22 protein-coding genes are annotated in these 25,368 nt (G+C 61.0%); 9 read left to right on the top strand and 13 right to left on the bottom strand.

Annotated features, from left to right (window positions below):
* Positions 1-117 precede the first annotated feature (117 nt).
* A complete protein-coding gene (locus OH720_RS31095; protein ID WP_272604027.1) occupies positions 118-1,431 on the bottom strand; it encodes an NAD(P)/FAD-dependent oxidoreductase in 1,314 nt (437 codons plus the stop codon).
* A gap of 146 nt (positions 1,432-1,577) precedes the next feature.
* Here OH720_RS31095 and OH720_RS31090 point away from each other — a divergent pair, with 146 nt between their 5' ends.
* On the top strand, positions 1,578-1,931 hold the full coding sequence (locus OH720_RS31090; protein ID WP_180202155.1) for a YkgJ family cysteine cluster protein: 354 nt from the start codon (positions 1,578-1,580) through the stop codon (positions 1,929-1,931).
* Positions 1,932-1,938: 7 nt separating this feature from the next.
* Here the strand turns inward: OH720_RS31090 and OH720_RS31085 are convergent, their stop codons facing one another.
* Entirely contained in the window at positions 1,939-2,427 is a 489-nt protein-coding gene (locus tag OH720_RS31085; RefSeq protein ID WP_003177284.1) for an Lrp/AsnC ligand binding domain-containing protein, read from the bottom strand.
* A 157-nt stretch (positions 2,428-2,584) separates the two neighbouring features.
* Between OH720_RS31085 and dadA the strand changes: the two genes are divergently transcribed.
* The 6 genes from dadA (at position 2,585) to OH720_RS31055 (ending at position 8,729) form a co-directional block, all read left to right on the top strand.
* Complete coding sequence (gene dadA / locus OH720_RS31080) at positions 2,585-3,889, top strand: D-amino acid dehydrogenase (protein ID WP_272604026.1); 1,305 nt, start codon at positions 2,585-2,587, stop codon at positions 3,887-3,889.
* Positions 3,861-4,214, top strand: a complete 354-nt coding sequence (locus tag OH720_RS31075; protein ID WP_180202157.1) for a RidA family protein — start codon at positions 3,861-3,863, stop codon at positions 4,212-4,214. The genes dadA and OH720_RS31075 overlap by 29 nt, the downstream gene beginning before the upstream one ends.
* A gap of 106 nt (positions 4,215-4,320) precedes the next feature.
* Positions 4,321-5,400 carry an alanine racemase gene (gene alr / locus OH720_RS31070; protein ID WP_272604025.1) on the top strand — a complete coding sequence of 360 codons (1,080 nt, stop codon included), beginning with the start codon at positions 4,321-4,323 and terminating at the stop codon, positions 5,398-5,400.
* 122 nt (positions 5,401-5,522) lie between these two features.
* Positions 5,523-6,071, top strand: coding sequence for a cupin domain-containing protein (locus OH720_RS31065; RefSeq protein WP_007947433.1), 549 nt, complete (start codon positions 5,523-5,525; stop codon positions 6,069-6,071).
* Between the two features lie 182 nt (positions 6,072-6,253).
* On the top strand, positions 6,254-6,667 hold the full coding sequence (locus tag OH720_RS31060) for a c-type cytochrome (protein ID WP_306669899.1): 414 nt from the start codon (positions 6,254-6,256) through the stop codon (positions 6,665-6,667).
* Positions 6,668-6,806: 139 nt separating this feature from the next.
* Positions 6,807-8,729 (top strand): acetyl-CoA hydrolase/transferase C-terminal domain-containing protein, encoded by a 1,923-nt coding sequence (locus OH720_RS31055; protein WP_272604024.1) that lies wholly within the window; start codon positions 6,807-6,809, stop codon positions 8,727-8,729.
* 114 nt (positions 8,730-8,843) lie between these two features.
* Here the strand turns inward: OH720_RS31055 and OH720_RS31050 are convergent, their stop codons facing one another.
* Complete coding sequence (locus OH720_RS31050) at positions 8,844-9,416, bottom strand: xanthine phosphoribosyltransferase (RefSeq protein WP_007934646.1); 573 nt, start codon at positions 9,414-9,416, stop codon at positions 8,844-8,846.
* Positions 9,417-9,472: 56 nt separating this feature from the next.
* Positions 9,473-11,482, bottom strand: coding sequence for a DNA helicase Rep (gene rep / locus OH720_RS31045; RefSeq protein ID WP_272604023.1), 2,010 nt, complete (start codon positions 11,480-11,482; stop codon positions 9,473-9,475).
* A 254-nt stretch (positions 11,483-11,736) separates the two neighbouring features.
* Between rep and OH720_RS31040 the strand changes: the two genes are divergently transcribed.
* Positions 11,737-13,410 (top strand): putative bifunctional diguanylate cyclase/phosphodiesterase, encoded by a 1,674-nt coding sequence (locus OH720_RS31040; protein WP_272604022.1) that lies wholly within the window; start codon positions 11,737-11,739, stop codon positions 13,408-13,410.
* 116 nt (positions 13,411-13,526) lie between these two features.
* Here OH720_RS31040 and OH720_RS31035 read toward each other — a convergent pair whose 3' ends face one another.
* Complete coding sequence (locus OH720_RS31035) at positions 13,527-14,915, bottom strand: NorM family multidrug efflux MATE transporter (RefSeq protein ID WP_272606542.1); 1,389 nt, start codon at positions 14,913-14,915, stop codon at positions 13,527-13,529.
* Between the two features lie 157 nt (positions 14,916-15,072).
* On the opposite strand from OH720_RS31035, the gene OH720_RS31030 reads away from it, so the two are divergent.
* Positions 15,073-16,014: a LysR substrate-binding domain-containing protein gene (locus tag OH720_RS31030; RefSeq protein WP_180202161.1), complete on the top strand. Its 942-nt coding sequence runs from the start codon at positions 15,073-15,075 to the stop codon at positions 16,012-16,014.
* Here OH720_RS31030 and OH720_RS31025 read toward each other — a convergent pair.
* From OH720_RS31025 to OH720_RS30990, 8 genes are read right to left on the bottom strand one after another with little or no spacing between them, the layout of a single operon-like run.
* The gene (locus tag OH720_RS31025; RefSeq protein WP_272604021.1) at positions 16,011-17,537 is read right to left on the bottom strand and encodes a vWA domain-containing protein; all 1,527 of its coding nucleotides are present in this window, start codon (positions 17,535-17,537) and stop codon (positions 16,011-16,013) included. The genes OH720_RS31030 and OH720_RS31025 overlap by 4 nt on opposite strands.
* Before the next feature lie 56 nt (positions 17,538-17,593).
* Positions 17,594-18,100 (bottom strand): hypothetical protein, encoded by a 507-nt coding sequence (locus OH720_RS31020; protein ID WP_272604020.1) that lies wholly within the window; start codon positions 18,098-18,100, stop codon positions 17,594-17,596.
* A gap of 4 nt (positions 18,101-18,104) precedes the next feature.
* Positions 18,105-18,842 (bottom strand): hypothetical protein, encoded by a 738-nt coding sequence (locus OH720_RS31015; protein WP_008054633.1) that lies wholly within the window; start codon positions 18,840-18,842, stop codon positions 18,105-18,107.
* 34 nt (positions 18,843-18,876) lie between these two features.
* On the bottom strand, positions 18,877-20,421 hold the full coding sequence (locus OH720_RS31010) for an SUMF1/EgtB/PvdO family nonheme iron enzyme (protein WP_272604019.1): 1,545 nt from the start codon (positions 20,419-20,421) through the stop codon (positions 18,877-18,879).
* The gene (locus tag OH720_RS31005) at positions 20,411-21,634 is read right to left on the bottom strand and encodes an ABC transporter permease (protein WP_272604018.1); all 1,224 of its coding nucleotides are present in this window, start codon (positions 21,632-21,634) and stop codon (positions 20,411-20,413) included. The genes OH720_RS31010 and OH720_RS31005 overlap by 11 nt, the downstream gene beginning before the upstream one ends.
* The gene (locus OH720_RS31000; RefSeq protein WP_272604017.1) at positions 21,618-22,319 is read right to left on the bottom strand and encodes an ABC transporter ATP-binding protein; all 702 of its coding nucleotides are present in this window, start codon (positions 22,317-22,319) and stop codon (positions 21,618-21,620) included. The genes OH720_RS31005 and OH720_RS31000 overlap by 17 nt, the downstream gene beginning before the upstream one ends.
* Positions 22,320-22,329: 10 nt before the next feature.
* A complete protein-coding gene (locus OH720_RS30995; protein ID WP_272604016.1) occupies positions 22,330-24,321 on the bottom strand; it encodes a vWA domain-containing protein in 1,992 nt (663 codons plus the stop codon).
* A complete protein-coding gene (locus OH720_RS30990; protein ID WP_272604015.1) occupies positions 24,321-25,367 on the bottom strand; it encodes a hypothetical protein in 1,047 nt (348 codons plus the stop codon). Before OH720_RS30990 ends, OH720_RS30995 begins: the two co-directional genes overlap by 1 nt.
* Between the last annotated feature and the right edge of the window lies 1 nt (position 25,368).

Raw genomic sequence — 25,368 nt, 5'->3', positions numbered from 1 at the left:
CCCACATTTTGATCGTAGTCGAACACAATACCCGTGTTCACTGGAGATCCAATGTGGGAGCGGGCTTGCTCCGGGCGGCGTTCCGACGAAAGCGTCGGTACAGGCACCGAAAACCTTTCAGACCAACTCTTTGAGCCGATGCCACAACATCCCCAACGCCAACAACGGCGAGCGCAAATGCTTGCCGCCGGGGAAGGTGATGTGCGGTACCTGGGCGAACAGATCGAAGCCACCACTGTGCTGCCCGCTGATGGCCTCGGCCAGCAACTTGCCCGCCAGGTGCGTGGCGTTCACGCCATGACCCGAATAGGCCTGGGCGTAATACACGTTCGGCTGGTCCTTGAGCCGCCCGATCTGCGGCAGACGGTTGGCGCCGATGCCGATCATCCCGCCCCACTGATAATCGATCCGCACGCTGGCCAATTGCGGGAAGACGTCCAGCATCTTCGGCCGCATATAGGCGGCGATGTCTTTCGGGTCTCGCCCCGAGTAATGGCAGGCGCCGCCGAACAGCAGGCGGTGATCCGCCGAGAGTCGGTAGTAGTCCAGTGCCACCCGCTGATCGCAGACCGCCATGTTTTGCGGCAGGAGTGCGTGGGCCAATTCTTCGCTCAAGGGTTCGGTGGCGATGATATAGCTGCCGGCGGGCAGCACCTTGCCGCTGAGTTCGGGGTTGAGTTCATTGAGGTAGGCGTTGCAGCCCAGTACCAGCGTTTTTGCCCGTACCGAGCCTTGGGCCGTATGTACCTTGACCTCGGGACCGTAATCAATGCGCATCACGGCCGACTGTTCGAACAGCTTCACGCCCAATTGCTGCGCGGCGGCGGCTTCGCCCAGCGCCAGGTTCAGCGGGTGCAGATGCCCGGAGCCCATGTCGATCAAGCCACCGACGTAGCGGTCGGAGCCGACCACGGTGTGCATTTCATGGGGTTGCAGCAGACGGGTTTCGTAGCGGTAGCCGAGGCTGCGCAATTCTTCGGCGTCTTCGGCGAAACCTTCGAGATCGCGGGGCTTGTTGGCAAGGTCGCAGTAGCCCCAGGTCAGGTCGCAGGGGATCTGGAAACGCTCGACCCGCTGTCGAACGATTTCCACCGCTTCCAGGCCCATGAGCTTCATCTGGCGTACACCGTCGGTGCCGATCACGTTGGCAAACTGATCCAGGCCATGGCCAACCCCTCGAATCAACTGCCCGCCATTACGGCCGCTGGCGCCCCAGCCGATTTTATGGGCTTCAAGCAGCACCACGCTCAGGCCGCGTTCCGCCAGTTCCAGCGCTGTGTTCAACCCGGAGAATCCGCCGCCGACCACGCAAACGTCAGCCACTAGTTCGCCGGTCAGCCGCGGATAGTCGGGCTGAGGCAGGCTGCTGGCGGCGTAATAGGAGGCGGTGTGCCGGTGATTCGGGGCAGGCTGCTGGGCACGGCCATTCATGTGCGTGATCCTGATTGGTGCATCTGGAAAATTTGACGGAGCATAAGCCGGACCTCGAAGGCGGGCAACATTGGTCGGCCGGTGCTGTCTGGATCGGAGCTTTTACGTCAGAATCCACTTCTGTTTCGAGATCGGTAGTGGTTTGCATGAGCTGCAACAGTCAGAAAATTCGCACGTTGCGCCAGCAGATTCCCTCGTTCGAGTGCGTCCCCGGCTGCCACGACTGCTGCGGCCCGGTAACGACCTCGCCGGAGGAAATGTCCCGCCTGCCACGCAAGAGCCGCGCCGAGCAGGATGCGGCGATGGATGAACTCAATTGCGTCCATCTGGGGCCGAACGGCTGCACGGTGTATGACGAGCGGCCGCTGATCTGTCGGTTGTTTGGCACCACCAAGACCTTGCCGTGCCCCAATGGGCGCGGGCCGGTGGAGTTGATTCATCCGAGTGTCGAGAAGCAGGTCTTTGAGTACATGGCTTCGAATCGGCAGGTGCTTGTTTAAAAGAGCCTCAATCCGGAATCGGCAGGCTCAAGCTCTCCTTCACCTCTTCCATCACGATATAGCTCTTGGATTCGCGCACATGCGGCAGCTTGAGCAGGATGTCGCCCAGCAGTTTGCGGTACGAAGCCATCTCGGAAATCCGCGCCTTTACCAGGTAGTCGAAATCTCCTGACACCAAGTGGCACTCCAGGACGTGGGGCAGCTTCAGCACCGCGCGTCGGAACTCTTCGAAGGTATCGCCGGACTTGTAATCGAGGCTGATCTCGACGAACACCAGGAGACTGCCCTTGAGGTGCTGCGGATTGAGCCGGGCGTTGTAGCCCATGATGATCCCTTCGCGCTCCAGGCGCCGCACTCGCTCGGTACAGGGCGTGGTCGAGAGCCCGACCTTTTCCCCAAGCTCGGTAAAGGATATGCGCCCGTCCGCTTGCAGGATCCGCAGGATGTTGCGGTCGATCTTGTCCAGCTCACGTTTGGTCTGAGTGTTGGTACGCATAGGGGATGCGCCTCCGTGAAAAGGGTTTTTGCCGAGAATTGTCGCCAAATATAGGCGCTTATATAGTGAAAAGCACTGGCAAATCTTTTTTACACTGCGCACATCCGAAGCTTTGAACAACAAACGTCAGCGGCTAGCCGCGATGAGGGAAATGAAAATGCGCGTTATGGTCTTGGGTAGCGGCGTCATCGGTACCACCAGTGCTTATTATCTGGCGCGTGCCGGGTTTGAAGTGGTGGTGGTGGACCGGCAGCCGGCTGCTGCCATGGAGACCAGTTTCGCCAACGCCGGGCAGGTTTCGCCGGGCTATGCCTCGCCGTGGGCCGCGCCGGGTGTGCCGCTCAAGGCCATCAAATGGCTGCTGCAGCGCCATGCGCCCCTGGCGATCAAGGCCACTGCCGACATCGATCAGTACCTGTGGATGGCACAGATGCTGCGCAACTGCACCGCTGGCCGTTACGCGGTGAACAAGGAGCGCATGGTTCGCCTGTCCGAGTACAGCCGTGACTGCCTCGACGAATTGCGCGCCGAAACCGGTATCACCTACGAAGGCCGCAGCCTTGGTACCACGCAACTGTTCCGCACCCAGGCCCAGCTTGATGGCGCCGCGAAAGACATCGCCGTGCTGAAAGAGTCCGGCGTGCCGTTCGAGCTGCTCGACCGCGAAGGCATCGCTCGCGTTGAACCGGCACTGGCCAGCGTCACCAACATCCTCGCCGGCGCCCTGCGCCTGCCGAACGACCAGACTGGCGACTGCCAGATGTTCACCACCAAGCTTGCGGAAATGGCCACTAACCTCGGTGTGCAATTCCGTTTCGGCCAGGACATCCAAAGCCTCGACTTCGCCGGTGATCGCATCAACGGCGTGTGGATCGACGGCAAGCTGGAAACCGCTGACCGCTACGTGCTGGCCCTCGGCAGCTACTCGCCGCAACTGCTCAAGCCACTGGGCATCAAGGCGCCGGTGTATCCGCTCAAGGGTTACTCCCTGACCGTGCCGATCACCAACCCGGCGATGGCCCCGACTTCGACCATTCTCGACGAGACCTACAAGGTCGCGATCACCCGTTTCGACAACCGCATCCGCGTTGGCGGCATGGCGGAGATTGCCGGTTTTGACCTGTCGCTGAACCCGCGTCGGCGCGAAACCCTGGAGATGATCGTCAACGACCTTTATCCTCAGGGCGGCAATCTGGCTGAGGCCAGCTTCTGGACCGGCCTGCGTCCGACCACGCCGGACGGTACGCCGATTGTCGGTGCTACCCCGTTCAAGAACCTGTTCCTGAACACCGGTCACGGCACCCTCGGCTGGACCATGGCTTGTGGCTCTGGCCGCTTGCTGGCTGACCTGATGGCCAAGAGAAAGCCGCAGATCAGCGCCGAAGGCCTCGATATTTCCCGTTATGGCAACAAAATCCAGGAGCCTGCAAAGCATGTCAGTCCAGCGCCAGCTCACCAATGAGCGCATGAGTCAGATCGTCACCCATAACGGCACGGTTTACCTGGCCGGGCAGGTCGGCGACGACATGAACGCCGGGATTGAACAGCAGACCCGTGAAACCCTCGCCAATATCGAGCGTTTGCTCGATCTGGCCGGCACCGACAAGCATCAATTGCTGTCGGTGACGATTTACCTGAAAGACATCGACGCTCATTTCGAAGGCATGAACGCGGTGTGGGACCAGTGGTTGCCCAAAGGCGTTGCACCGGCCCGTGCCACGGTTGAAGCGAAGTTGTGCGAACCGGAAATCCTGGTGGAGCTGTCGGTTGTAGCCGCTCTGCCATAACTGTCCTGAAGTCAGCACTCAGAAAGATCCCTCTCCCGGTGCTACTGGCGGTTATCGCCGCCCGCAGCGCCGGTTTTTTTAAACGACCGACCAGAAGTCTGCCGCCATGCGTCCTGCCCGTGCCCTGATCGACCTCCAAGCCCTGCGCAACAATTACCGACTCGCCCGTGAAGTCACGGGGGCCCGTGCCCTCGCGGTGATCAAGGCCGATGCCTATGGCCATGGCGCCGTGCGTTGTGCCCAGGCGCTGGAAGCCGAGGCGGACGGGTTTGCCGTGGCCTGCATCGAAGAGGCCTTGGAGTTGCGGGCGGCGGGCATTCGCGCGCCGGTGTTGCTGCTGGAAGGTTTTTTCGAAGCCGATGAGTTGTCGCTGATCGTCGAGCATGATTTCTGGTGCGTGGTGCATTCGCTGTGGCAACTCGAGGCGATCGAGAAAGCCGCATTGAGCAAGCCGATCACGGTCTGGCTCAAGCTCGACTCGGGCATGCACCGGGTTGGTCTGCATCCGAAGGATTATCAGGCGGGCTATCAACGGCTGCTGGCCAGCGGCAAGGTCGCGAAGATCGTGCTGATGAGCCACTTCGCCCGTGCCGACGAATTGAACTGCCAGGCCAGTGCCGAGCAGGTCGCAGTCTTCGAAGAGGCGCGTCAGGGCTTGTCGGCCGAGGTCAGCCTGCGAAACTCCCCTGCGGTGCTCGGTTGGCCACAGATTCCCAGCGACTGGGTGCGTCCGGGCATCATGCTCTACGGCGCCACGCCGTTCGAGGAAGCCAATGCCGTGGCCTCGCGCCTGCAACCGGTGATGACCCTTGAATCGAAGGTGATCAGCGTCCGTGAATTGCCTGCCGGCGAGCCAATCGGCTATGGCGCCAGATTCATTACCCAAAAGCCGATGCGCGTTGGCGTGGTGGCCATGGGTTACGCCGACGGCTATCCGCGGCTGGCGCCGACCGGCACGCCAGTATTGGTCGCTGGGCAACGCAGCCAGTTGATCGGCCGGGTGTCGATGGACATGCTGTGCGTCGATCTGACTGATATTCCACAAGCGGGTCTGGGCTCGACCGTCGAGTTGTGGGGTAAAAACATCCTCGCCAGCGACGTGGCCATTGCCGCCGGCACGATTCCTTACCAGATCTTCTGCAACCTGCGCCGGGTGCCAATGCTCTATTCCGGGAGCGAGGGCTAAACCGCCCGGACCGGAAGTCGCCTCGCCGAACAGGATTCAGGTCAAGGTGTTGTAAATACTGAACGCTGTCGCCATGATAACGCTCAATATTCCAACAACCTGAATCCCTGGAGGCTCCTGCATTGGACGTCGGTGAACGACTGCAATCAATCCGCAAGCTCAAAGGTCTTTCCCAGCGTGAGCTCGCCAAACGCGCGGGCGTCACCAACAGCACGATTTCGATGATCGAGAAGAACAGCGTCAGCCCCTCGATCAGTTCGCTGAGGAAGGTGTTGGGCGGGATTCCCATGTCCATGGTCGAGTTCTTTTCCGAAGAAATCCTCCAGGAAAAACCGACTCAGATCGTCTACAAAGCCAACGAGCTGATCGATATTTCCGATGGTGCAGTGACCATGAAACTGGTCGGCCGGGCCCACCCGAGCCGCGCTATCGCGTTCCTCAATGAAATCTACCCGCCAGGCGCCGACACCGGTGACGAGATGCTCACCCATGAGGGCGAGGAAACCGGCATTTTGGTAGAAGGGCGGCTGGAGCTGGTGGTCGGGCTTGAAACATTTGTGCTCGAAGCCGGCGATAGCTACTACTTTGAAAGTACCAAGCCGCATCGTTTCCGTAATCCGTTCGATGCGCCAGCGCGACTAATCAGCGCAGCAACACCCGCGAACTTTTAAGGAAAGAGGCGCCCTGCCAGCATGGCCGAGGCACCCGAGACGTTTGACCGTTGCGCAACAAGACCCCTTCGACTTTGGGGTTGTTTCAGTGTCGCGGGCTTACCGCTATACTTGCGCCCGCCTGCGAACCGTGGCCGTAGGCGTGACTAGCCACCATTGAGGGTGAACGCGTGAATCTAATTATGAAAATGCTGGCCGCACCAGCAACCGTACTGGCCCTCTGGGCTGTCAGCGCTCAAGCTGCGACCAACGACGAAATCGCCAAGCGCCTTGAGCCAGTCGGCCAGGTCTGTGTCCAGGGCAAAGAGTGCAAGGGCATGGAAGTCGCCGCTGCGGCGGGCGGTGGCGGTGGTGCCAAGGCACCCAAGGATGTGATTGCCAAGCATTGCAATGCTTGCCACGGCACCGGCCTGCTGGGCGCGCCGAAAATCGGTGACAAAGCCGCGTGGAAAGAGCGCGCCGATCACCAGGGCGGCCTCGACGGCATCCTGGCCAAAGCCATTACCGGTATCAACTCGATGCCGCCAAAAGGCACCTGCGCCGACTGCTCCGACGACGAGCTAAAGGGCGCCATCAAAGAGATGTCGGGCCTGTAACCCGTCCGCCTCTTTCGCGAAAAAGCCGCTTGCGAGCGGCTTTTTTGTGCCTGCGATTTGCCGCCCGAGGCTGTTCATTGCAGCAAAGACCCGGCAAGCTCGGTCCAACCCCACTTCATGGAATGTACGGGAGGATCGGATGGTGCAGCTGTGTTCTATCGAGCAAGCGGTCGACGAGGTGTTGGCGAGGTTGCCGGCGCATATCCACATGGGCCTGCCCTTGGGCCTGGGCAAACCCAACCCCTTCGTCAACGCGCTGTATCAACGTGTCGCGCAATTGCCGCAGCGGCAACTGACGATCTACACCGCCCTGTGCCTTGGCCGTCCCGCCTTGGGCGACGGATTGCAAAAGCGCTTTCTCGAACCCTTTATCGAACGGGTCTTTGGTGATTATCCGGAACTGGATTTCCTCGCCGCCCTACAGCGCGACAACCTGCCAGCCAACATCCACATCCAGCAATTTTTCATGCTGCCGGGTAGCCTGCTCAACAGTGCGTCGGCCCAGCAGGATTACGTCAGCAGCAACTACAGCCATGCCGCCCGGGACATCAACGCCGCCGGGTTGAACCTGGTCGCGCAACGGCTGGCCAGCCATGCCGAACACCCCGATCGCTTGAGCCTGAGCTGCAACCCGGACATCACCCTCGACTTGCTGCCGATGATCGCCAGGCGCCGGGCCGCCGGGGAGACGATCCTGATGGTCGGACAGGTGCACGACGATTTGCCCTACATGCCCGGTGACGCTGAAGTCGGCATCGACACCTTCGACCTGCTGATCGACGAGAAAGACAGCACCACGCTTTTTTCCACGCCGAACATGCCGGTGGGTTTGCAGGATCACTTCATTGGCCTGCACGCCAGTACGCTGGTGCGTGATGGCGGCACCCTGCAGATCGGCATCGGTTCCATGGGCGATGCGCTGACCGCTGCATTGCTGGCGCGTCAGGCCGACAACGGCGCTTACAAGGCTTTGCTGAGCGACCTGGATCTGAGCCAATGGGCACGACTGATCGAGCGCGAAGGCGGTATCGAACCGTTCGCCAAGGGCCTGTACGGCTGCAGCGAAATGTTCGTCAACGGCTTGCTGGTGCTGGCCGATGCCGGGATCGTGCGGCGCAAGGTGTACCCGGATGTGCCGACCCAGCAGCAGGCGAATGCCGGCACCCTCGACGAAGCGGCGCAAACCGACGGTATTTCCGTGCATGGCGGCTTCTTCCTCGGCCCGCGCAGTTTCTATCAGCGCCTGCGCGAGTTGCCGCAGAGCAAGCGGCTCGAGTTCAACATGACCCGCATCAGCTACATAAACGAGTTGTACGGGCAGGAAGAGCTCAAGCGCTTGCAGCGGCTCGATGCACGATTTATCAACACCGCGTTTACCGTAACCCTGCTCGGTGCCGGTGTGGCGGATCAGCTGGAAGACGGGCGCGTGGTCAGCGGCGTGGGTGGGCAGTACAACTTCGTTGCCCAGGGGCATGCGCTGGAAGGTGCGCGGTCGGTGTTGCTGCTGCGTAGTTGGCGCGAGTCTGGCGGTGACGTCAGTTCCAACATTGTCTGGGAGTACGGTCATTGCACCATCCCGCGACACCTGCGCGACATCGTGGTCACCGAGTACGGCATTGCCGATCTTCGCGGAAAAACCGATGCGGCGGTGATCGAGGCCCTGTTGAACATCAGCGACTCGCGTTTTCAGCCGGGCTTGATCGAGCAGGCACAGAAAGTCGGCAAGTTACCGAAGGATTTCCACCTGGGGCCGCGTTTCACCGACAACACACCACAGCGGTTGCAGGCGATTCAGGCGCGGCATTCGCCGTTGTTTCCGGAATATCCGCTGGGGTGTGATTTCACGGAGGTGGAGCGGGATGTGTTGCGGGCGCTGAACTGGTTGAAGAGCAAGTTCAAGCTGAGTGAAGTGCTGGAGTTGGGCAAGGCTGCGCTGGATGCGCCTGATCCTTCTTTGTACCCGGAACATCTGGAGCGGATGCAACTGACCAGCCCGGAAGGACTGAAGGAGGATTTGTTTCAGCGGTTGCTGCTGACTGGCCTGAAAGCCACCGCGCAATAACGCCAACAAATAAAACAACTGTGGGAGCCAGCCTGCTGGCGATTGCTGTCTGCCAGTCATGAAGATGTTGACTGACACGACGCCATCGCCAGCAGGCTGGCTCCCACAGGGGGGTTACTCGATGAAGGTTACAACGCCATCCTTCAGCGATTGCACGCGCGCCAGCGACTCTACGCGATAACCCTGGGCATCGAGCTCCGCACGACCGCCCTGGAACGACTTCTCGATCACGATCCCCAGGCCGGCCACGGTGGCACCGGCTTGCTTGATGATCGAGATCAGCGCCTGGGACGCCTTGCCGTTAGCCAGGAAGTCATCGATGATCAGCACGCGGTCGCTGCTGGTCAGGTGGCGCGGAGAAATCGCCACGGTGCTTTCGGTCTGCTTGGTGAACGAGTAAACGGTCGCCGACAGCAGGTTTTCAGTCAGGGTCAGGGACTGATGCTTGCGAGCGAAAATCACCGGCACACCCAGGTTCAGGCCAGTCATGATCGCCGGCGCAATGCCCGACGCCTCAATGGTGACGATCTTGGTGATGCCCGAATCCTTGAACAGCGTGGCGAATTCATCGCCGATCAGCTTCATCAGGGCCGGGTCGATCTGGTGGTTCAGAAAGGCGTCGACTTTCAGGACCTGATCGGAAAGCACGATGCCTTCTTCGCGGATTTTCTTGTGCAGGGCTTCCATGAAGCTGTCCTCTTTTGGCGCCTTTTGCGCCGAAGGTCTAAATAAAGTGGTCAATTCTAGCGCTTTAACATCGCGCGTATATCTGCCAATGCGCTATTGCCACGCACGGCTTTGACTTCGGTCGGTGTGTCGTCGTTGCCTTCCCAGGCCAGGTCGTCCGGCGGCAGTTCATCGAGGAAGCGGCTCGGTGCGCAGTCGATTATCTCGCCGTACTGCTTGCGCTTGGCGGCAAAGGTGAAGGCCAGGGTCTGACGCGCACGGGTAATGCCCACGTAGGCCAGCCGGCGTTCTTCTTCGATGGTGTCGGCTTCGATGCTGGAGCGGTGCGGAAGGATTTCCTCTTCCATGCCCATGATGAACACGTAGGGGAATTCCAGGCCCTTGGAGGCGTGCAAGGTCATCATCTGCACGCCTTCGGCACCTTCTTCCTCTTCTTGCTGACGCTCGAGCATATCGCGCAGCACCAGCTTGCCAATGGCGTCTTCGACGGTCATCTCGCCTTCTTCATCCTTCTCGAGCGTGTTTTTCAACGCTTCGATCAGGAACCACACGTTGCTCATGCGGTAGTCGGCAGCCTTGTCGCTGGAGCTGTTGGTACGCAGCCAGTTCTCGTAGTCGATGTCCATGACCATGCTGCGCAGGGCGGAGATCGGGTCTTCACCGGCGCATTGCTCGCGGACCTTGTCCATGAACCGCTTGAAGCGTGACAGGCGATCGGTGAAGCGGCTGTCCAGATGCTCGCCCAGGCCGATTTCGTCGGTGGCGGCATACATCGAGATTTTTCGCTCGGTGGCGTAGTTGCCCAGCTTCTCCAACGTAGTCGAACCGATCTCGCGGCGCGGCACGTTGATCACGCGCAGGAAGGCGTTGTCGTCGTCCGGGTTCACGATCAGGCGGAAGTAGGCCATCAGGTCTTTCACTTCCTGGCGCCCGAAGAAGCTGTTGCCGCCGGACAGGCGATAGGGAACCTGATGATGCTGCAACTTAAGTTCGATCAACTTGGCCTGATAGTTACCCCGGTACAGGATCGCGAAATCGCTGTAGGGCCGGTCGGTGCGCAAGTGCAGGCTGAGGATTTCCACGGCCACGCGCTCGGCTTCGGCGTCTTCGTTGCGACAGCGGATCACCCGGATCTCGTCGCCGTGGCCCATTTCGCTCCACAGCTGCTTTTCGAATTCGTGGGGGTTGTTCGAAATCAGCACGTTGGCGCAGCGCAGGATACGGCTGGTGGAGCGGTAGTTCTGCTCCAGCATCACCACTTTCAGGGACGGATAGTCGTCCTTGAGCAGCATCAGGTTTTCCGGGCGGGCGCCGCGCCAGGCGTAGATCGACTGGTCGTCGTCGCCTACCACGGTGAACTGATTGCGTTTGCCGATCAGCATCTTCACCAGCAAATACTGGCTGGCGTTGGTGTCCTGGTATTCGTCCACCAGCAGGTAACGCACCTTGTTCTGCCACTTTTCCAGGATGTCGGCGTGCTCTTCGAACAGCTTCACCGGCAGCAGGATCAGGTCGTCGAAGTCCACCGCGTTGAACGCCTTGAGCGTGCGCTGGTAGTGGGTGTAGACGATGGCGGCGGTCTGTTCCTTGGGGTTGCGCGCGTTTTCCAGGGCCTGGGCCGGCAGGATAAGGTCGTTTTTCCAGGCGCCGATCATGTTCTTGATCTCGTCGACGCCGTCGTCGCCCGAGTATTCCTTCTGCATGATGTCGGTCATCAGGGCCTTGACGTCGGTCTCGTCGAAAATCGAGAAACCGGGTTTATAGCCCAGCCGCACGTGTTCCTTGCGGATGATGTTCAGACCCAGGTTGTGGAAGGTGCAGACCGTCAGGCCGCGGCCTTCACCGGCGCGCAGCAGGGTGCCGACCCGCTCCTTCATCTCGCGCGCGGCCTTGTTGGTGAAGGTCATGGCGACGATGTACTGGGCGCGAATGCCGCAGTTCTGGATCAGGTGGGCAATCTTTCGGGTGATCACGCTGGTCTTGCCGGAGCCTGCACCGGCGAGCACCAAAAGAGGGCCGCCGACGTAGCTCACGGCTTCTTGCTGCCGGGGATTGAGTCGGGACATAGATAAATTCAGGAGTCAGTCACGAAATGGGCCGGCATTTTAACAGGCTCAGCGAATTGTGCTGCTCTCTCCGACTTGTGACGTATAACGCGATCTGTATTTGCCGGTTTTGTTACTTTCACGCAGGATGCACAACGAAATCGCGTCTAATGTTCGTAATTCCGGATACAAAGGCCTCGGATGTCCATTGGTCATCAGGGATCGGCGCGGCATAATGCCGTCGCCTACATCTTTGCAGAGTCTAGGGAGCTAGATTGTCTACGCCTGTCGAACCCTTGCGTTTGCTGCTATTGGCCGAAGAGCCAGCGTGGGCAGCGTTGTTGCGCGAGTGTCTGGCTCCGATGGGGAGCTCGGCCGTGCTCATCAGCGCACCGAGCTGGGAGTCGGTCAGCAGTCTGTTCGATGACAGCCGCGGTGCGGTGTTGTTGACGATCCCGGCTCTCCAGCCGGCGCCGGGCCGTTGCTGCCTGCCGACGGTGTTGCTGCTCGAGCATGAGCCCCTGATCCCGCCCGACGGTGTAAGCGACTGGCTGGTACGCGACCATCTCGACCCGGGCATGCTGCGCCGTTGCCTGCGCCATGTGCGTGAGCGCGGCTTGCTGGAAAACACCCTGCAACGCCTGGCCGAGCAGGATCCGCTGACCGGCATCGCCAATCGCCAGGGTTTCCAGACCCTGCTGACGGCGCGGCTGGCGGAAAACGATGGCCGCGGCCTGGCCCTTGGTCATCTTGACCTCGACAACTTCCGTTACGCCAACGATGCCCTTGGCCACCAGGCCGGCGACCGCCTGATCCTGCAGGTGGTCGCGCGGCTCAAAGGCCAGCTTGAAGCCGGCGATCAACTGGCGCGACTGGGCAGCGACGAGTTCGCCTTGCTGATCGACACCCGCCGCGCCCCTCAACGCGCGGAATGGATGGCCGAGCGCATCACCGAAGCGCTGGCCGAGCCTTATTGGGTCGACGGCGAAAGCCTGCTGATCGGCTCCAGCCTGGGCATTGCCCATGCCCGGGCACAGGCGGGCGCCGACCCGTTGATGTGGCATGCGCATATCGCCATGCAGCAGGCCAAGAGCACCCAGGGCTGCACGTTTCACATTTTCAACGAACGCATCAACCGCAATGCCCGCAGCGTCGCCGACCTCGAAACCGAGTTGCGCCGGGCCTTGCGTCGCGATGAGCTGGAACTGCATTACCAGCCCCGAATGAACCTTGAAGACGGGCAGATCGTCGGCCTCGAAGCCTTGGTGCGCTGGCGTCATGCCGAGCGCGGCTTGCTGCCGCCGAGCGAGTTCGTGCCGCTGGCCGAGCAGAGCGGTTTGATCGTGCCGCTGGGTTACTGGGTCATTTCCCGGGCCTTGCGCGATATGCAGGCGTTGCTTGAGCTCGGTTTGCCGCCGTTGCACATGGCGATCAACCTGTCGTTCCGGCAGTTTCAGGACAGCCAGTTGCTCTCGACCCTGAGCCGGTTGATCAGCGAGCGCGGTGTCGAAGCGCAATGGCTGGAGTTCGAACTGACCGAAACCGCGGTCATGCGCCGCAGCGACCTGGTCAAGCAGACCATGGATGCCCTTGGGCGCCTGGGTGTGCGCTTCTCCCTCGATGACTTCGGTACCGGCTTTTCATCCTTTGTGCACCTCAACAGCCTGCCGATCACGTTGTTGAAGATCGACAAGAGCTTTGTCGGCGGCATGGAGCAGCGCGAAGAAAATCGCAAACTGGTGCACGCGATGATCAACCTGGCGCACAACCTCAACCTGGAAGTGGTCGCCGAGGGTGTGGAAACGTCGGAGCAACTGGAGCTGTTGCGCGGGTTCAATTGCGATCAGGTGCAGGGGTATTTGATCAGCAAGCCGTTGCCGTTGGCGGATCTGGTGGAATACCTGATGTTTGACGGCAATCAGCAGGCGCCGCTGGAAATCGTGGTCTAAACGCAAAACCTGTAGGAGCGTGGCTTGCCCGCGAAGGCCGTTACACGGTGTATCAGTAACACCGAGTAATGCCATTCGCGGGCAAGTCGGAACGCCGCCCGCTCGCTCCTACAGGGCTAGGCGGCCTCGAAACTGTGTGCCGTCGCAGGCTCCCGCCGAATCATCCGCTTCATCTTCCACTCAAACGCCAGCGTCAGGCTCACAGCTGCGCAGGCCAGCCCCAGCGCCAGGCCCCACCAGACGCCCGTTGGCCCCCAGTCCAAGTGAAACGCCATCCACCAGGCTGCCGGGGCGCCAATCAGCCAGTAACAGCCCAGGCCCACCAGGAAGGTGGTCTTGGCGTCCTTGAGCCCGCGAATGCAGCCCATGGCGATGGTTTGCGTGCCGTCGAACAGCTCGAACCACGCCGCCACTGCCAGCAGGCTCACGGCCAGGTTGATGACGTCGCGAAAGGCCGGGTCGTTGTGATCGAGAAACAGTCCGACCAGCTGGTTCGGCAACAGCCAGAAGACCATCGCAAAACACAGCATCGCCGCCGCGCCGAAAGCCAGGCCAACCCTTCCGGCCAGCCGTGCGTCCAGCAACTGCCCGGCACCGTAATGCTGACCGATGCGCATGGTGATCGCGTAGGAAATCCCAGCGGGCACCATGAAGGCCACCGAGACGATTTGCAGGGCGATCTGGTGCGCCCCCAGTTGCGTGCTGCCCATGGTGCCCATGCACAGCGCGGCGAAGGCAAACAGCCCGACCTCCACGGCGTAGGTGCCGCCAATCGGCAGGCCCAGGCGCCACAGTTCCTTCAGGTACTTGCGGTTGAGCCGCGACAAGCCCTGGCGCAATGGATAGGCGTCGTAGGCCGGGTGCCGGCGAATGTGCCACGCCAGCGCCAGAGCCATCAGGTTGGCGACAATCGCCGTGACCAGGCCAATACCCATCAGCCCCAGTTTCGGTAAGCCGAACATCCCGGTGATCAGCGCGTAATTCAGCAGGAAGTTGGCGACGGTACCGCCCAGGCTGATGACCATAACCGGCGTTGCCCGGCCGATGGCGCTGGTAAAGCCACGCAGGGCCATGAAGCTCAGGTAGCCGGGCAGGGCGAACGGCAGGAAGATCAGGAACTGACCGGCCGACTGGACGTTGCTTTCGGTCTGGCCGAACAGCAGCAGTACCGGCTTGAGGTTCCACAGCAACAGGCCGGCGCCCAGCGCCATCAACCATGCCAGCCACAGCCCGGCCTGGGTCAACCGGGTGGCGCCGAGAATATCGCCGGCACCCTGGCGGATGGCCACCAGCGTACCGACCGCAGCGATCACGCCGATGCAGAAAATCGACACGAACGAATAGGTCGCCGCGCCCAGTCCACCACCGGCCAGTGCCTCGGGACTCAGGCGCGCCATCATCAGGGTGTCGGTGAGGACCATCAGCATGTGCGCCAACTGCGAGGCGATCAACGGCCCCGCCAGCCGCAGGATGGCCCAGAGTTCAATACGCGCTGGATGCTGCATGGTCATCACGCTCGTTTATCAAAGAGGACAGGAAAGCGTCGATTTTCGGCGCTCTGCGGCGATTGCACAAAGGGATAAAAAGGATGGGTAGCATGATTCAAACTCATGCTGGAGAGTTTCTGCTAGGGTATTCAAAATTGCTGTAGGAGCTTTCCTGATGTCGCGTCGTCTTCCTCCTTTATATGCCCTGCGCGCATTCGAAGCGGCGGCGCGCTACACGTCGTTTACCCGGGCCGCGGAAGAGTTGTCGATTACCCAAAGTGCAGTCAGTCGGCATATTCGTACCCTCGAGGAGCATTTTGCCTGCCGCCTGTTTCACCGCAGTGGTCGTAATCTGCAGCTGACCGAATCGGCGCGGTTGATCCTGCCGGGCATTCGTGACGGTTTCACCGCCCTGGAGCGCGCCTGCAATACCTTGCGCGCCGAGGACGACATCCTGCGCATGAAAGCCCCGTCGACCTTGACCATGCGCTGGTTGCTGGCGCGGCTCAGCCGTTTTCGGCACCTTCAACCGGGCAATGAAGTACAGCTGACCAGCGCCTGGATGGACATCGACTCGGTGGACTTCAATCAGGAACCGTTCGATTGCGCCGTGATCCTCAGCAACGGGCATTTCCCGCCGGACTGGGAGGCTACTTTGTTATTTCCAGAGGAACTGATTCCGGTGGGCGCGCCTAACCTTCTGAACGATCAGCCTTGGGATGTTGCACGCCTGGCCAGCACCGAACTGCTCCACCCAACGCCCGACCGTCGCGACTGGCGCAGTTGGCTGGAGCGCATGGGCCTGACCGATCAAGTTTCACTCAAGGGCGGCCAGGTGTTCGACACGCTGGAGCTGGGGATGATCGCCGCCGCCCGAGGCTATGGCGTGTCCATGGGCGATTTGTTGATGGTGGCTGAGGACGTTGCGCAGGGGCGTCTGAGCTTGCCGTGGCCGACGGCGGTCGCCAGCGGTGAGAATTATTACCTGGTCTGGCCGAAAACCCGCCCCGGAGGCGAGCGTTTGCGCCGCCTCAGCGTTTTCCTCCTGGGCGAGGTTCGGGCCATGGAGTTACCGGCGGTCGAGCACCTGGGTCACCTCAATTCAGCAACAAGCTAATTGCACTTGGCATTGCTGGAGACTTCCTTGCTCGCCTGTTTCAACAGGTTACCCAGCTCAGCCGCATTGGTGCTGTTGTAAATCCGACCTCCGGTGTTTTCAGCGATACAGCGTGACGGGCCGCCAGCACCGATTTTCACCACGTTGACCCGAAGGCGCGGTTGTTCCCTGGCGATTCGACGGGAAACCGCGCAAACGTCCTGCCCGCAACCGTCTTCGCCGTCGACGAACATCACGATAACCGCATCGTTATTGCGCCCATCGACGGTGCTCGCCGCGTGGGCCAGGCTGTCGGCCAGCGGTGTGCCGTCGTCTGGAATCAGGCCTCGAATCCCGTTGATCAGCCGCGGGCGGTCGCCGAACTTGTACATACCCCGGTCCGGTGTTCTTTCGCAGCCAGCGAAGGTGATCAGGCGCGTGTCGATTTTCGGGTCCAGCCCGTTGATCATGCCGGCCAGCGATTCCTTGGCGACATCCATGCGGCTGGGTTTGGAGGTGAGCCGCATGGTGCGGTTCGGGTCCAGGAGCTTGTTGATGTCAGGGCCGTAGAACCAGTCCTCGTCGGCTTTCACTGACTTGATGTTCAAATCCATCGAGCCCGAAGTGTCGAGCACCACCACGAACTGCGGGACCTCTGACTTCGGCGCTGTTTTGCGGCATGCGAAGTTGTCCAGCGTCGGGGCGGGTGGCGGGGCCGCCACTTCCGGTTTGGGTGGTGGAACCGGTTTGGGTGGCGGGGTCGGCTTGGGTTCCGGTGCGGGTGCGGGTGCCGGCGCTGGTGCTGGTGCCGGTTTGGGTGGCGGGACCGGCTTGGGTTCCGGTACCGGTACCGGTTCTGGCTTGGGTTCTGGCGGCGGAACAGGTTTCGGTTCCGGTTCCACGACAGGCTCGGGGACAGGCTCAACCGGCTTCTCAACGGGCTTCTCAACCGGTTTCTCAGCAGGCGTAACCACCGGCGCTACAGGCGCTACAGGCGGAACCACGACAACCGGCTCACGGTGCAGGAACCACCAGAGCCAGAGCGCCAGAAGCAGCAACAGCAGCGCGAGCAAGGCCGCCGCGAGCCACCAGCCACGCCGCGACGGCGGTACGACCGGCGCCACCGGAATCACCGGCGGCACGATCGGTTTGGGCGGACGCTGGTTCCAGCGCACCACCAAAGGCTCACCGTTGAGGCTGTAGAGTTTGTCCAGCTCAGGCGCGCCGAGCAGGCTGCGCAGGTCATCCGCTTCCGTCGGTTGACCGCGTTTTTGCAGTTCATCCGCCAGCTGTCCGAGGGACGTCTGACGCACCTCATAGGTTTGCAGCAAACGTCGTTGCGCGTCCTCGTTGAGATCGGCATAAGGCGTGGGTTGGCCGCCCAGTTCGGTCCACCATTCCAGCACGTCGCCGCTGCCCATCCGCGGGATGGCAAACAGGCTGGCGACGGTCGGCGGAAAGTGTTTCTGGATGAGGGCGACTTTGGCTTGCAGTGCACTCATCCCCTCCGATGTGGCTTGCGCATCCCTGATGACCCGCTGCATGACGATGATTCCTGAAAAAAGCAGGCATCCGTCGGGATGCCCTGCGGGGTGGAAAGTTACTCTTCGTAACCGAGGCTGAATTGCAGCTGATTGACCTTCTTCTGCAACGTTTTCAGCTCTTGCTGCTTGGCCGCCAGCGCCGCTGGCGTTGGTTTGGCCGTTGGCGCTACTTGCGTAGCCTTGAGCTGCTTCTCGAGGTCGGCAATCTGCTTCTGCACCTGGGCTTCATTGCCGCGCCGGGCCTTGAGCGAGTTCAGCAGTTGCGTCAGCGACTGATTCAGCGCCGCCTGGGATTTCTGCTGGCTGGCCAGATCGGCCTTGGTGCTGAGCTGCTGGGCCTGAATGTTCTCGTACACCTGACGGAACATTGCGTTTTGCTTTCGGGACTCGCTCAGGGTCAGTTCCTTCTGCTTGACCTGGTCGCTGTAACCACCGGAATAGTCGCAGTTCATCTTGGTCAGCATGCTGCTGTCGCGATTGGTTGCATCGCATTCGCCGGGTTGGCTCGCGCATCCGCTCAGGGCCAGGACGGCAGTGATAACCATCAGTTGTCGTAGCGTCATGTGCTTAACCCAGGGTAATTGCGGAGCGTTGGCTGTACAGAGCGTCGACTTCCTTCTGCAGGCTGACGACTTTCTGGTTCATTCTCTGAATGTTCATCTCCACTTGCCGGATCTCGGCGCTGGAGCCTTGTGAACGCTCGGCGTCTGCCACTTTTCTGTACTCGGTGACTTTGGTACGCATGTTGGCAAGGTCTTTACGCAGGCGCGCGATGTCCGAATCGATTCCGGCGATTTGCGCCTGGGCCCTGTTCTTGTCGACTTTCTTGTTGGCGATGTCCTTTTTGATCTGGGCAATTTGCGCACGGTCATCGTTGATCACTTGCTGGGCGGTCGCTGTCCGGGCGATCACGTTCTGCGTGTCTTGTTCGACGTCGCTGTTCATCTTCGCCAGGCGGGTGGTGGTGTCGGCATATTGGGCGCGACGTTGATCCAGGTAATAGTTCGCGCCCATGGCCACGCCACACGCGGTAATACCGGCGGCGATGACGCACACGGTTTTGTTGTTGCTGTTGGACAGCGCGCAAGCAAGGATGCCGACACCAGCGCCGACGGCGCAGGCCTGGTATCCGGACTTGCTGAAGAACTCTGCGTCATTGCCCTGGGTCAGGCGCGGGTCGGGACCTTCACCTTCGCCATCGCCGAGCATGGAACTGCCAGTGTTGGCGCAACCGGTCATTAGCAGGCTGCTGGCGACTACGAAAGCGATCTGTAGTTTGAAGCGAGTCCAAAGGCTGCGCGACATGGTGAAACTCCTACGTAACGGTGTTGACGCGTTGTTATTGAGTAACGGTTTTGCAGCTGTTCAGCCAGGCTGCAGTGTCGATTTTCTGCTTTTGCAGGAACGCTTTCTGATTGGCCCAGTGCGTGCGCAAATAAGGTTTCAAGTCTTGCAGCTGCTTGTTGCGGGTGATGATTTCTTCCATCACCGGGACTTGTGTTTCAAGCAGTGGCTGGCCGTACAAGGTAGCCGACTCCACCAGGCTGCTGGCGTAGTAACGGCTGAGTTTGTGCAGGCGATCCTTTTGCTCCTCGAGCTTGCCTTTACGCATGTCGCAACTGGCGTCTTTGTCCGTGCCTTCGCAATTGAGCTTGTAGTTCTTTTGCAGGAAGTCCACGTACTGGCCGTCGTCGAGCATCTTGGTGCACAGGAACGCACCCAGGTTGAGGCTGGCGCGGATCGCCTGGTCGCGGGTTTCTTCCTGCTGCTGGTTACTGGCGCGCAGCTGGTTCTCGAGGGCTTGGAGCTTTTCCTTGAGCGCTTTGTCTTCGACGCCCGAGGCGAGGCTGTTCAGCGATTGCACGGTGCCTTTGTCGGCGGATTCGGGTTCCTGGCTGCCGGTGCCGAGTTTCTTCCAGCTGCTTTCGATGCTGGCGACTCGCTCGCGAGAGGTGAGGGTCGGGGAGACCAGCACCAGTCGCAGGCCGGTGGTCTTGTTTTTCACCTGGCCTTCGGCATTGTAATACGGTTCTTCCTTACGTAATGCAGTATGCAGGTCGGCCTGCGCAGTCAGGTAGTTTCCGCCACGGACGACATAGCCACCGGCCTGACCGTGCTGGCGGTCGAGTTTGTTCAGGCGAAACGGCTCGAACATCATTTCGTCGACGTTACCGAGCATGTCATGCAGGCCTAGCGGGTTGGGCTTTTGCAGACCGGTCAATTGCACTTTGCCGTTGGACGATTGCGCCCCGGCGAACCACTCGTAGGCGTTGATGCCTTCTGGCATCGGGTAGTGCGTGTCGCGGAATTCAGCCGCGCCGACTTCCAGCCCGCCGCGCGCGGCGAACTCCCACTCGACCTCGGTCGGCAGGCGCAGGAAACCCAAGGCGCCGTCTTCCTTTGGCAGCTTGCCGGCGGCGTTTTTGCGCAGCCACAGGTTGTACTTGTCGGCGGCGTCGATGGCTTGCACCCAGCTCACCGCCGTTTGCGGCAAGCGCAGCTTGGTGGCGGCGGTGGGGCAGGTCGCTTCGGTCAGCGCGGCGTATTGCAACTGACTCATCTCGTACTTGGCCATCAGGTAGTAGCGGGACTTGTCGTTCTTGGCCCCGGTAAAACTGCCGGCGATAAAGGTTGGACGGGTCTGCTCGACATAGCCGTATTCCGCGCCGTCCTGACCGATGTTGATCGGGTAGTCATCCAAGGGACCTGCGACCGGAATGAACACCTTGCGAAACACCATCGAACCGTCGCAGGGCATCGGCAGTACGACGTCGCCAGCCTCGGGCATCGGGTTGTAATACTTCTCTTCCCAGCCCGCCGCCGAGGCGTCGAGCAAGTAGCCGAGGCTCAGGGGTAACAGCAAGCCGAAACGTTTATAGCTCACGCAGACTCTCCGCAGGTTGGATGTTGATGGCTCGCAGGGCGCCGATCATGGCCACCAATGCAGCGACCAGGAAGGTCAGGAGCAGGGCGGCGACGCCATGCCAGACGGTGATATGGCAAACGAAGGTGCCGGTGGCCTGGCTGCCGCCGAGCAGGTAGTCGAACAAATGACTGCCCACGGCATAAGACCCCAGGCCGCCCACGTAGCCGGCCAGACTCAGCACCAGCGCTTGCAGGACCACGAAACCGCCGACGGACCCGCGTTTGAAACCCAGCAGGCGCAGGACTGCCAGGCTTTTGCGTTTACGATCGATGTTGGCCAGGAACGCGCCAACCATGGACGCCACGCAGCCGATCAGTGCCGCGATGGCGATCACACCGAAGATCAACCCCAGCACATGATTGATGGCTTTGACGTTGTCGATGTCGGCCAGTCGGCTCGACGTTTCGATGTGTTGTTCGTTGAGCCAGTGTTCCAGCGGCGCGACTTGATCGATGTCACGCGCATACACGCGGGCGCGGGCATACAGCGGTTGCAGATTATCCTGAGGCTTGCCGGTGGTAACGCCGAACTCATTGATCTGATAACCGTCGCGAAAGCGCTCCAGAGCCAGCAGCAGCGGCGGGGCGACAAACCCGGCAGCGCGACCAAAGCGGGCACCGTCGAGCACGGCCAGTACCGTCAGCGTCATCTCGCCCCGTTCATTGACACCCTCCAGGCGGCGCAAGGCCCGCAGCTGCACGCTGTCACCGGCCTTGGCTTGCAGGCGTTGCGCTGCGCTGGCGCTGAGGATCACTTGATTGCCGACGGGGGTGAGTGACGCCAGGTTCAGTTGTGGGTCGCCGGGCTCGGTGGCGATGATTTCCGCACCTTCGACAAACCGTTGCATGCCGATCAGCAGGTCAGCCTGGGTATTGAGCGAGCGGGTCTGGCCGAGGGCAAAACCGGTCTCGGGGCGCTGGCGCAAACGCTCGATCCAGGCCGTGTCGTAGTTGCCGTTGCTGAGCATCTTCACTTCAAGGTTACGCGGGTCGCGCAGCAGCTCGTCCTGCAGCTGGCTGACCACCCCGTGCTTGAGCCCGAACAGCAACAACAGCGGCGCGATCACCGCCACCAGGGAGGCGGCGATACACAGCGAGACCTTGCGGTCGTGCCACAGGTCTTGCAGTGCCAGTGAGCCCAGCAGGTGCAAGCGATCAGTCCATCGGTTCAAACAGCGTCTCCCCTTGATGGCTGATAGCGCCGAGTCGCGGCAAGCCGAAATCCTTCAGCAAGGCCCAGTCATGGGACACAACGAGCGCACTCAGGCCCATGCTCGACACCAGGCTCAGGAGCAACTCGAACAAACGCCGGGCACCGTGAGGGTCGAGCGCGGCGGTCGGCTCGTCGGCCAACAGCAGCAGCGGCTCATGGGCAATTGCCCGAACACAGGCAACGCGCTGGCGTTCGCCGATCGACAAGGCCTGAGGTTGTTTATCCAGCAACCCTTGCAGGCGCAACACGTCAACGGCGTGGTCGATGTGATCACTCTTGGTCGGCATCCCGAGCAAACGGCGCGGCAGGCTGATGTTGTCGCGCACGCTCAGGAACGGCAGCAACCCGCCGCTCTGCAAAATGAATCCCAAATGCCGTGAACGCACCGCGGCAAGAGCAGGCTGGTCGTCAGTGGCCAGCAGTTGGGCGATATCCTGGGCGTGCGTAGGACCCAGCCGAAAGCGCTCGAGTTCCACCGGCGCGAGCAACAGGCCGATGGCTTCGAGCAACGTGCTTTTACCGCTGCCGCTCTCACCGGTGATGGCGAGGATTTCCCCGGCGCGGACCTGCAAGTGCGGCAGTCGCACATGATGAGCCTGTGCGCCTTCACCACGGCGCACCAGCAGGTTCTTGATATCGAGCATCGGCGTCTCGTTAAGGCATCATTTCCAGCGGTACGGGATAGACGTTGTCCCGCGCATCGCTGTCTTTGGCTAAAGCGACCCAACGGTCGACATCGGCGTTGTAGCGCTGGTAATGCCGCAGTTTGGTGTTCAGCGTGCGGATGAATTTTTCCTGTGCCAGGCCATCCCAGCTCTTCCAGGTATCTTCATCCAGGTTCAGCACCTCACTCTGATAAGGCAGGTCTTCGAGGTATTCACCGAGGACGCCCATGTCCGCCAGCTTGGCATTGCTGTTCTGCTTGAGCTGATTGGGATCGGCGCCCATGGTCGCCGCCACCGAGCGCAGGCGATTGAACATGTCCGTCGGCGAAATCAGGCCTTCGTTGGCGGCATCGAGAATCTGCTTCATCACATCGCTCAAGTCGCTGAGCTGTGACTTGGTCAGCAGCACCCGCACATCGGTGGTCGGGATGTTCTGCTTGATCAGGTCGCGGTCGGTGATCCATGCCTTGAACACTGGTGGGGCTTTGCTGTTGGTCTTCTCGCCGAGATAGGCCAGTTGCATGGCGTGGCCGATCAGCGCCGCGTCTTCGAGCATTTTTTTATCGGCCGGGTCCTGCTTGGCGTTCGCCGCGCTGCCGATGGCGTCTTCGCCCATGTAGGCGGCTTTCACTTGTGTAGTGATCGCTGCGGCCAGTGCGTCGACCTTGCGCCCGAATTCCTGTACATCGCCAGCGTTCACCGGGTAGTACAGCGAAGTGTTGGTGCCCGGGTAGGTCGACAGGTCCTTGTATTGCGCCTCGGCCTTGGCATGGTCCTTGGCGCCGGCCGGGGTTTTCAGGTGCAGGGTGTAAATCGCCACACCCGGGTTGGCGGCTTCGATACGCACCTGTGCAGCGCTCAAGCCGGTCTTCGACAGCTTGTCGTCGCCTTCGATGGCGCCCGCATCGGTGATCAGCACCACGTAGCGTGCGCCGAACTGGTTCCAGTCGACCTTGTCGATGCTCTCCATGACGCCGGCAAACGAGTCTTCATCGAAGCTGCTGCTCGACACGGTGGCCTGTTTGAGGTCTGCAATCTTGGCGAAAAAGTCGGCGCTGTCTTTCACCTTGGTAGGGTCGGCGTACATCTTGGTGGTGTATTCCAGCCCCGGCACCGCCTGGGTGTTGGAGCGGAAAGCCACCAGGCCGAACTTGACCTGCTTGCCGAGGTTCTGCGCCTCGATCTTCTGGTAAACCTTGCGGATCGCCTCGCGGGTGCGGTCGATGTAAGGGTCCATCGAGATCGTCGAGTCGATGACAAATACCACCGCCGCACTGAATTCCTTCAGCTGGTTGGCTTTTTTATCTTCGGCTTCCTTGCTGCCGGCAGCGATGCCTGCCGCGCCGCCCTTGGCGCTCTTGTCATCCGGCTTGCTGACGGAGGCGACGTTGAGCAGGCGCGTGCGGAAACCGCTTTCGGTCATGATTTCTTCGCCACTGAGCACCGGCAGCAGGTAAAACTGCTTTTGCAGGTCGACGAAGTATTCCGGTTCTTCAGCCAGTACGCCCGGTGCTTGCTGGCCCTTTTTCAGCGTGGCCCGCAGCGGCGCAACTTTGCTGACCGGATCCGGTGCATCAAGAATGCCTTCGACGGTGGCGCGGTCCTTGAAGAACAGCAGCCGGTCGCGGTTGGCCGGGTTGGTGAAGGCCAGTGTCAGCTGCATCTTCCAGTCGGTGGTGCAGCTGGCAGGCAGCCAGCCAATGGTTTTGCCGTAGCTGTCGGGGCCGACTTTCAGCCACTCGGCATTGTTCGCCTGGGCGCGCTCGTATACATAAAAGCGGCTGAAGACGGGTGGTGCGTCGCCTGGTGCACCGCCCGCCGTCGGGCTGACTTTGCAGCCCGGCGTGGTCAGTACGCGTTGGAACAGGGTCTTTTTACCGGCCTGGATCAGCGGTTTGTCATCGGCCTGGGACAGCGGGCTGATGCATAGCGCGAGCAAGGCGGCACCGCTCAGCAGGAATCGACTCAGGGGCGAACGCATCACTTCTGCAACTCCTCGAAGCGCTGCTTGGCTTCGGCGTTGTTCGGGTCCTGGGTCAGGATGGTTTCGTACCAGTAGGCGGCGGTGGCGTTGTCCGCAGTCGGGAAGCACTCGCTAGCCTTCAGGTATTTAGGGTCGTATTCACGGGCATAGGCGTTGGCGATCAGCGCGTCACCGGCCTGGGCACGGTTGGCGTACAGACGCTGGGCGACGCCGCAGTGCTTGCTGGCTTTGGCCTGGTTGATGATCTCCAGCAATTTGGCACTGTCGGGCGCCGCCTTGATGCAGGTCTGGACGAAGGTCAACTCGGGCAGGCTGTTCATGCTGTCGAGGGTGCAGGCTTGAGCGTCGGCGCCGGCAGGTGCGACGGGGGCGGCGGGAGTGGTGGCAACCGCAGGGGCCGGGGTGCGTTTGTAGAACCAGAATCCGCCGCCCGCCGCCAGCAGCAACACCACAATCAACAGGCCAATCAGGCCTTTGTTGCTTTTTTTAACCGGTGCGGGAGGAGGCGAATAGGCAGGCTCGGTGTGCACCGACTCCAACTCCAGTTCTGGCTCGGCGGTGGACAGGGTCAGTTCAGGCAGGTCCGGGATCTCCGGGATCTCCGGGATCTCTGGTTCCGGTGCCGGTGCGCTCGGCGCCGTCAATTCGGCACTGCCGTAAGTCGAACGGGTCTGGCCACCGGCCGTGGACGGCAGCAAACCAACGCCAGGGCGAACCACGCCTTTATCGGCATGCCCGTGGCTCTGTTCGCGCAGTTCGATCTGGAATTGCGAGTTGGCGACACCTTCCAGCAGCGGGTCGACCACGTCCGGGCCGACCTGAGCTTCCAGACCTTCGCCGCTGGCCGTGACGTTGAAACGCGAGACCTTGAACCAGAATGGATTGTTGCTCCAGGCCTTGTGGTCCTGAAGGTAAAAACCGTCCTGGTTGCGCTGAATGGAAAACTCCAGCTGTTCCTCGCCACCCTGCCATTTCTTCACAGTGAGGCGGGCCTGGCCAGGCACATTGGGCTCTAACGCGAGCAGGTCGACACGAATTGGCATT

Origin of the sequence: Pseudomonas sp. WJP1 (genome assembly GCF_028471945.1) — a bacterium.
Classification (GTDB): domain Bacteria; phylum Pseudomonadota; class Gammaproteobacteria; order Pseudomonadales; family Pseudomonadaceae; genus Aquipseudomonas.
The sequence above is the reverse complement of the archived record's forward strand: the minus strand, read 5'-3'. Positions and strand labels throughout refer to the sequence as shown.

Bases quoted from the DNA above. Each gene is read 5' to 3' on its own strand.
- OH720_RS31095 (WP_272604027.1), bottom strand. From the start codon at position 1,431: ATGAATGGCCGTGCCCAGCAGCCTGCCCCGAATCACCGGCACACCGCC.
- OH720_RS31090 (WP_180202155.1), top strand. From the start codon at position 1,578: ATGAGCTGCAACAGTCAGAAAATTCGCACGTTGCGCCAGCAGATTCCC.
- OH720_RS31085 (WP_003177284.1), bottom strand. From the start codon at position 2,427: ATGCGTACCAACACTCAGACCAAACGTGAGCTGGACAAGATCGACCGC.
- dadA (WP_272604026.1), top strand. From the start codon at position 2,585: ATGCGCGTTATGGTCTTGGGTAGCGGCGTCATCGGTACCACCAGTGCT.
- OH720_RS31075 (WP_180202157.1), top strand. From the start codon at position 3,861: ATGTCAGTCCAGCGCCAGCTCACCAATGAGCGCATGAGTCAGATCGTC.
- alr (WP_272604025.1), top strand. From the start codon at position 4,321: ATGCGTCCTGCCCGTGCCCTGATCGACCTCCAAGCCCTGCGCAACAAT.
- OH720_RS31060 (WP_306669899.1), top strand. From the start codon at position 6,254: ATGAAAATGCTGGCCGCACCAGCAACCGTACTGGCCCTCTGGGCTGTC.
- OH720_RS31055 (WP_272604024.1), top strand. From the start codon at position 6,807: ATGGTGCAGCTGTGTTCTATCGAGCAAGCGGTCGACGAGGTGTTGGCG.
- OH720_RS31050 (WP_007934646.1), bottom strand. From the start codon at position 9,416: ATGGAAGCCCTGCACAAGAAAATCCGCGAAGAAGGCATCGTGCTTTCC.
- rep (WP_272604023.1), bottom strand. From the start codon at position 11,482: ATGTCCCGACTCAATCCCCGGCAGCAAGAAGCCGTGAGCTACGTCGGC.
- OH720_RS31035 (WP_272606542.1), bottom strand. From the start codon at position 14,915: ATGCAGCATCCAGCGCGTATTGAACTCTGGGCCATCCTGCGGCTGGCG.
- OH720_RS31030 (WP_180202161.1), top strand. From the start codon at position 15,073: ATGTCGCGTCGTCTTCCTCCTTTATATGCCCTGCGCGCATTCGAAGCG.
- OH720_RS31025 (WP_272604021.1), bottom strand. From the start codon at position 17,537: ATGCAGCGGGTCATCAGGGATGCGCAAGCCACATCGGAGGGGATGAGT.
- OH720_RS31020 (WP_272604020.1), bottom strand. From the start codon at position 18,100: ATGACGCTACGACAACTGATGGTTATCACTGCCGTCCTGGCCCTGAGC.
- OH720_RS31015 (WP_008054633.1), bottom strand. From the start codon at position 18,842: ATGTCGCGCAGCCTTTGGACTCGCTTCAAACTACAGATCGCTTTCGTA.
- OH720_RS31000 (WP_272604017.1), bottom strand. From the start codon at position 22,319: ATGCTCGATATCAAGAACCTGCTGGTGCGCCGTGGTGAAGGCGCACAG.
- OH720_RS30995 (WP_272604016.1), bottom strand. From the start codon at position 24,321: ATGCGTTCGCCCCTGAGTCGATTCCTGCTGAGCGGTGCCGCCTTGCTC.
- OH720_RS30990 (WP_272604015.1), bottom strand. From the start codon at position 25,367: ATGCCAATTCGTGTCGACCTGCTCGCGTTAGAGCCCAATGTGCCTGGC.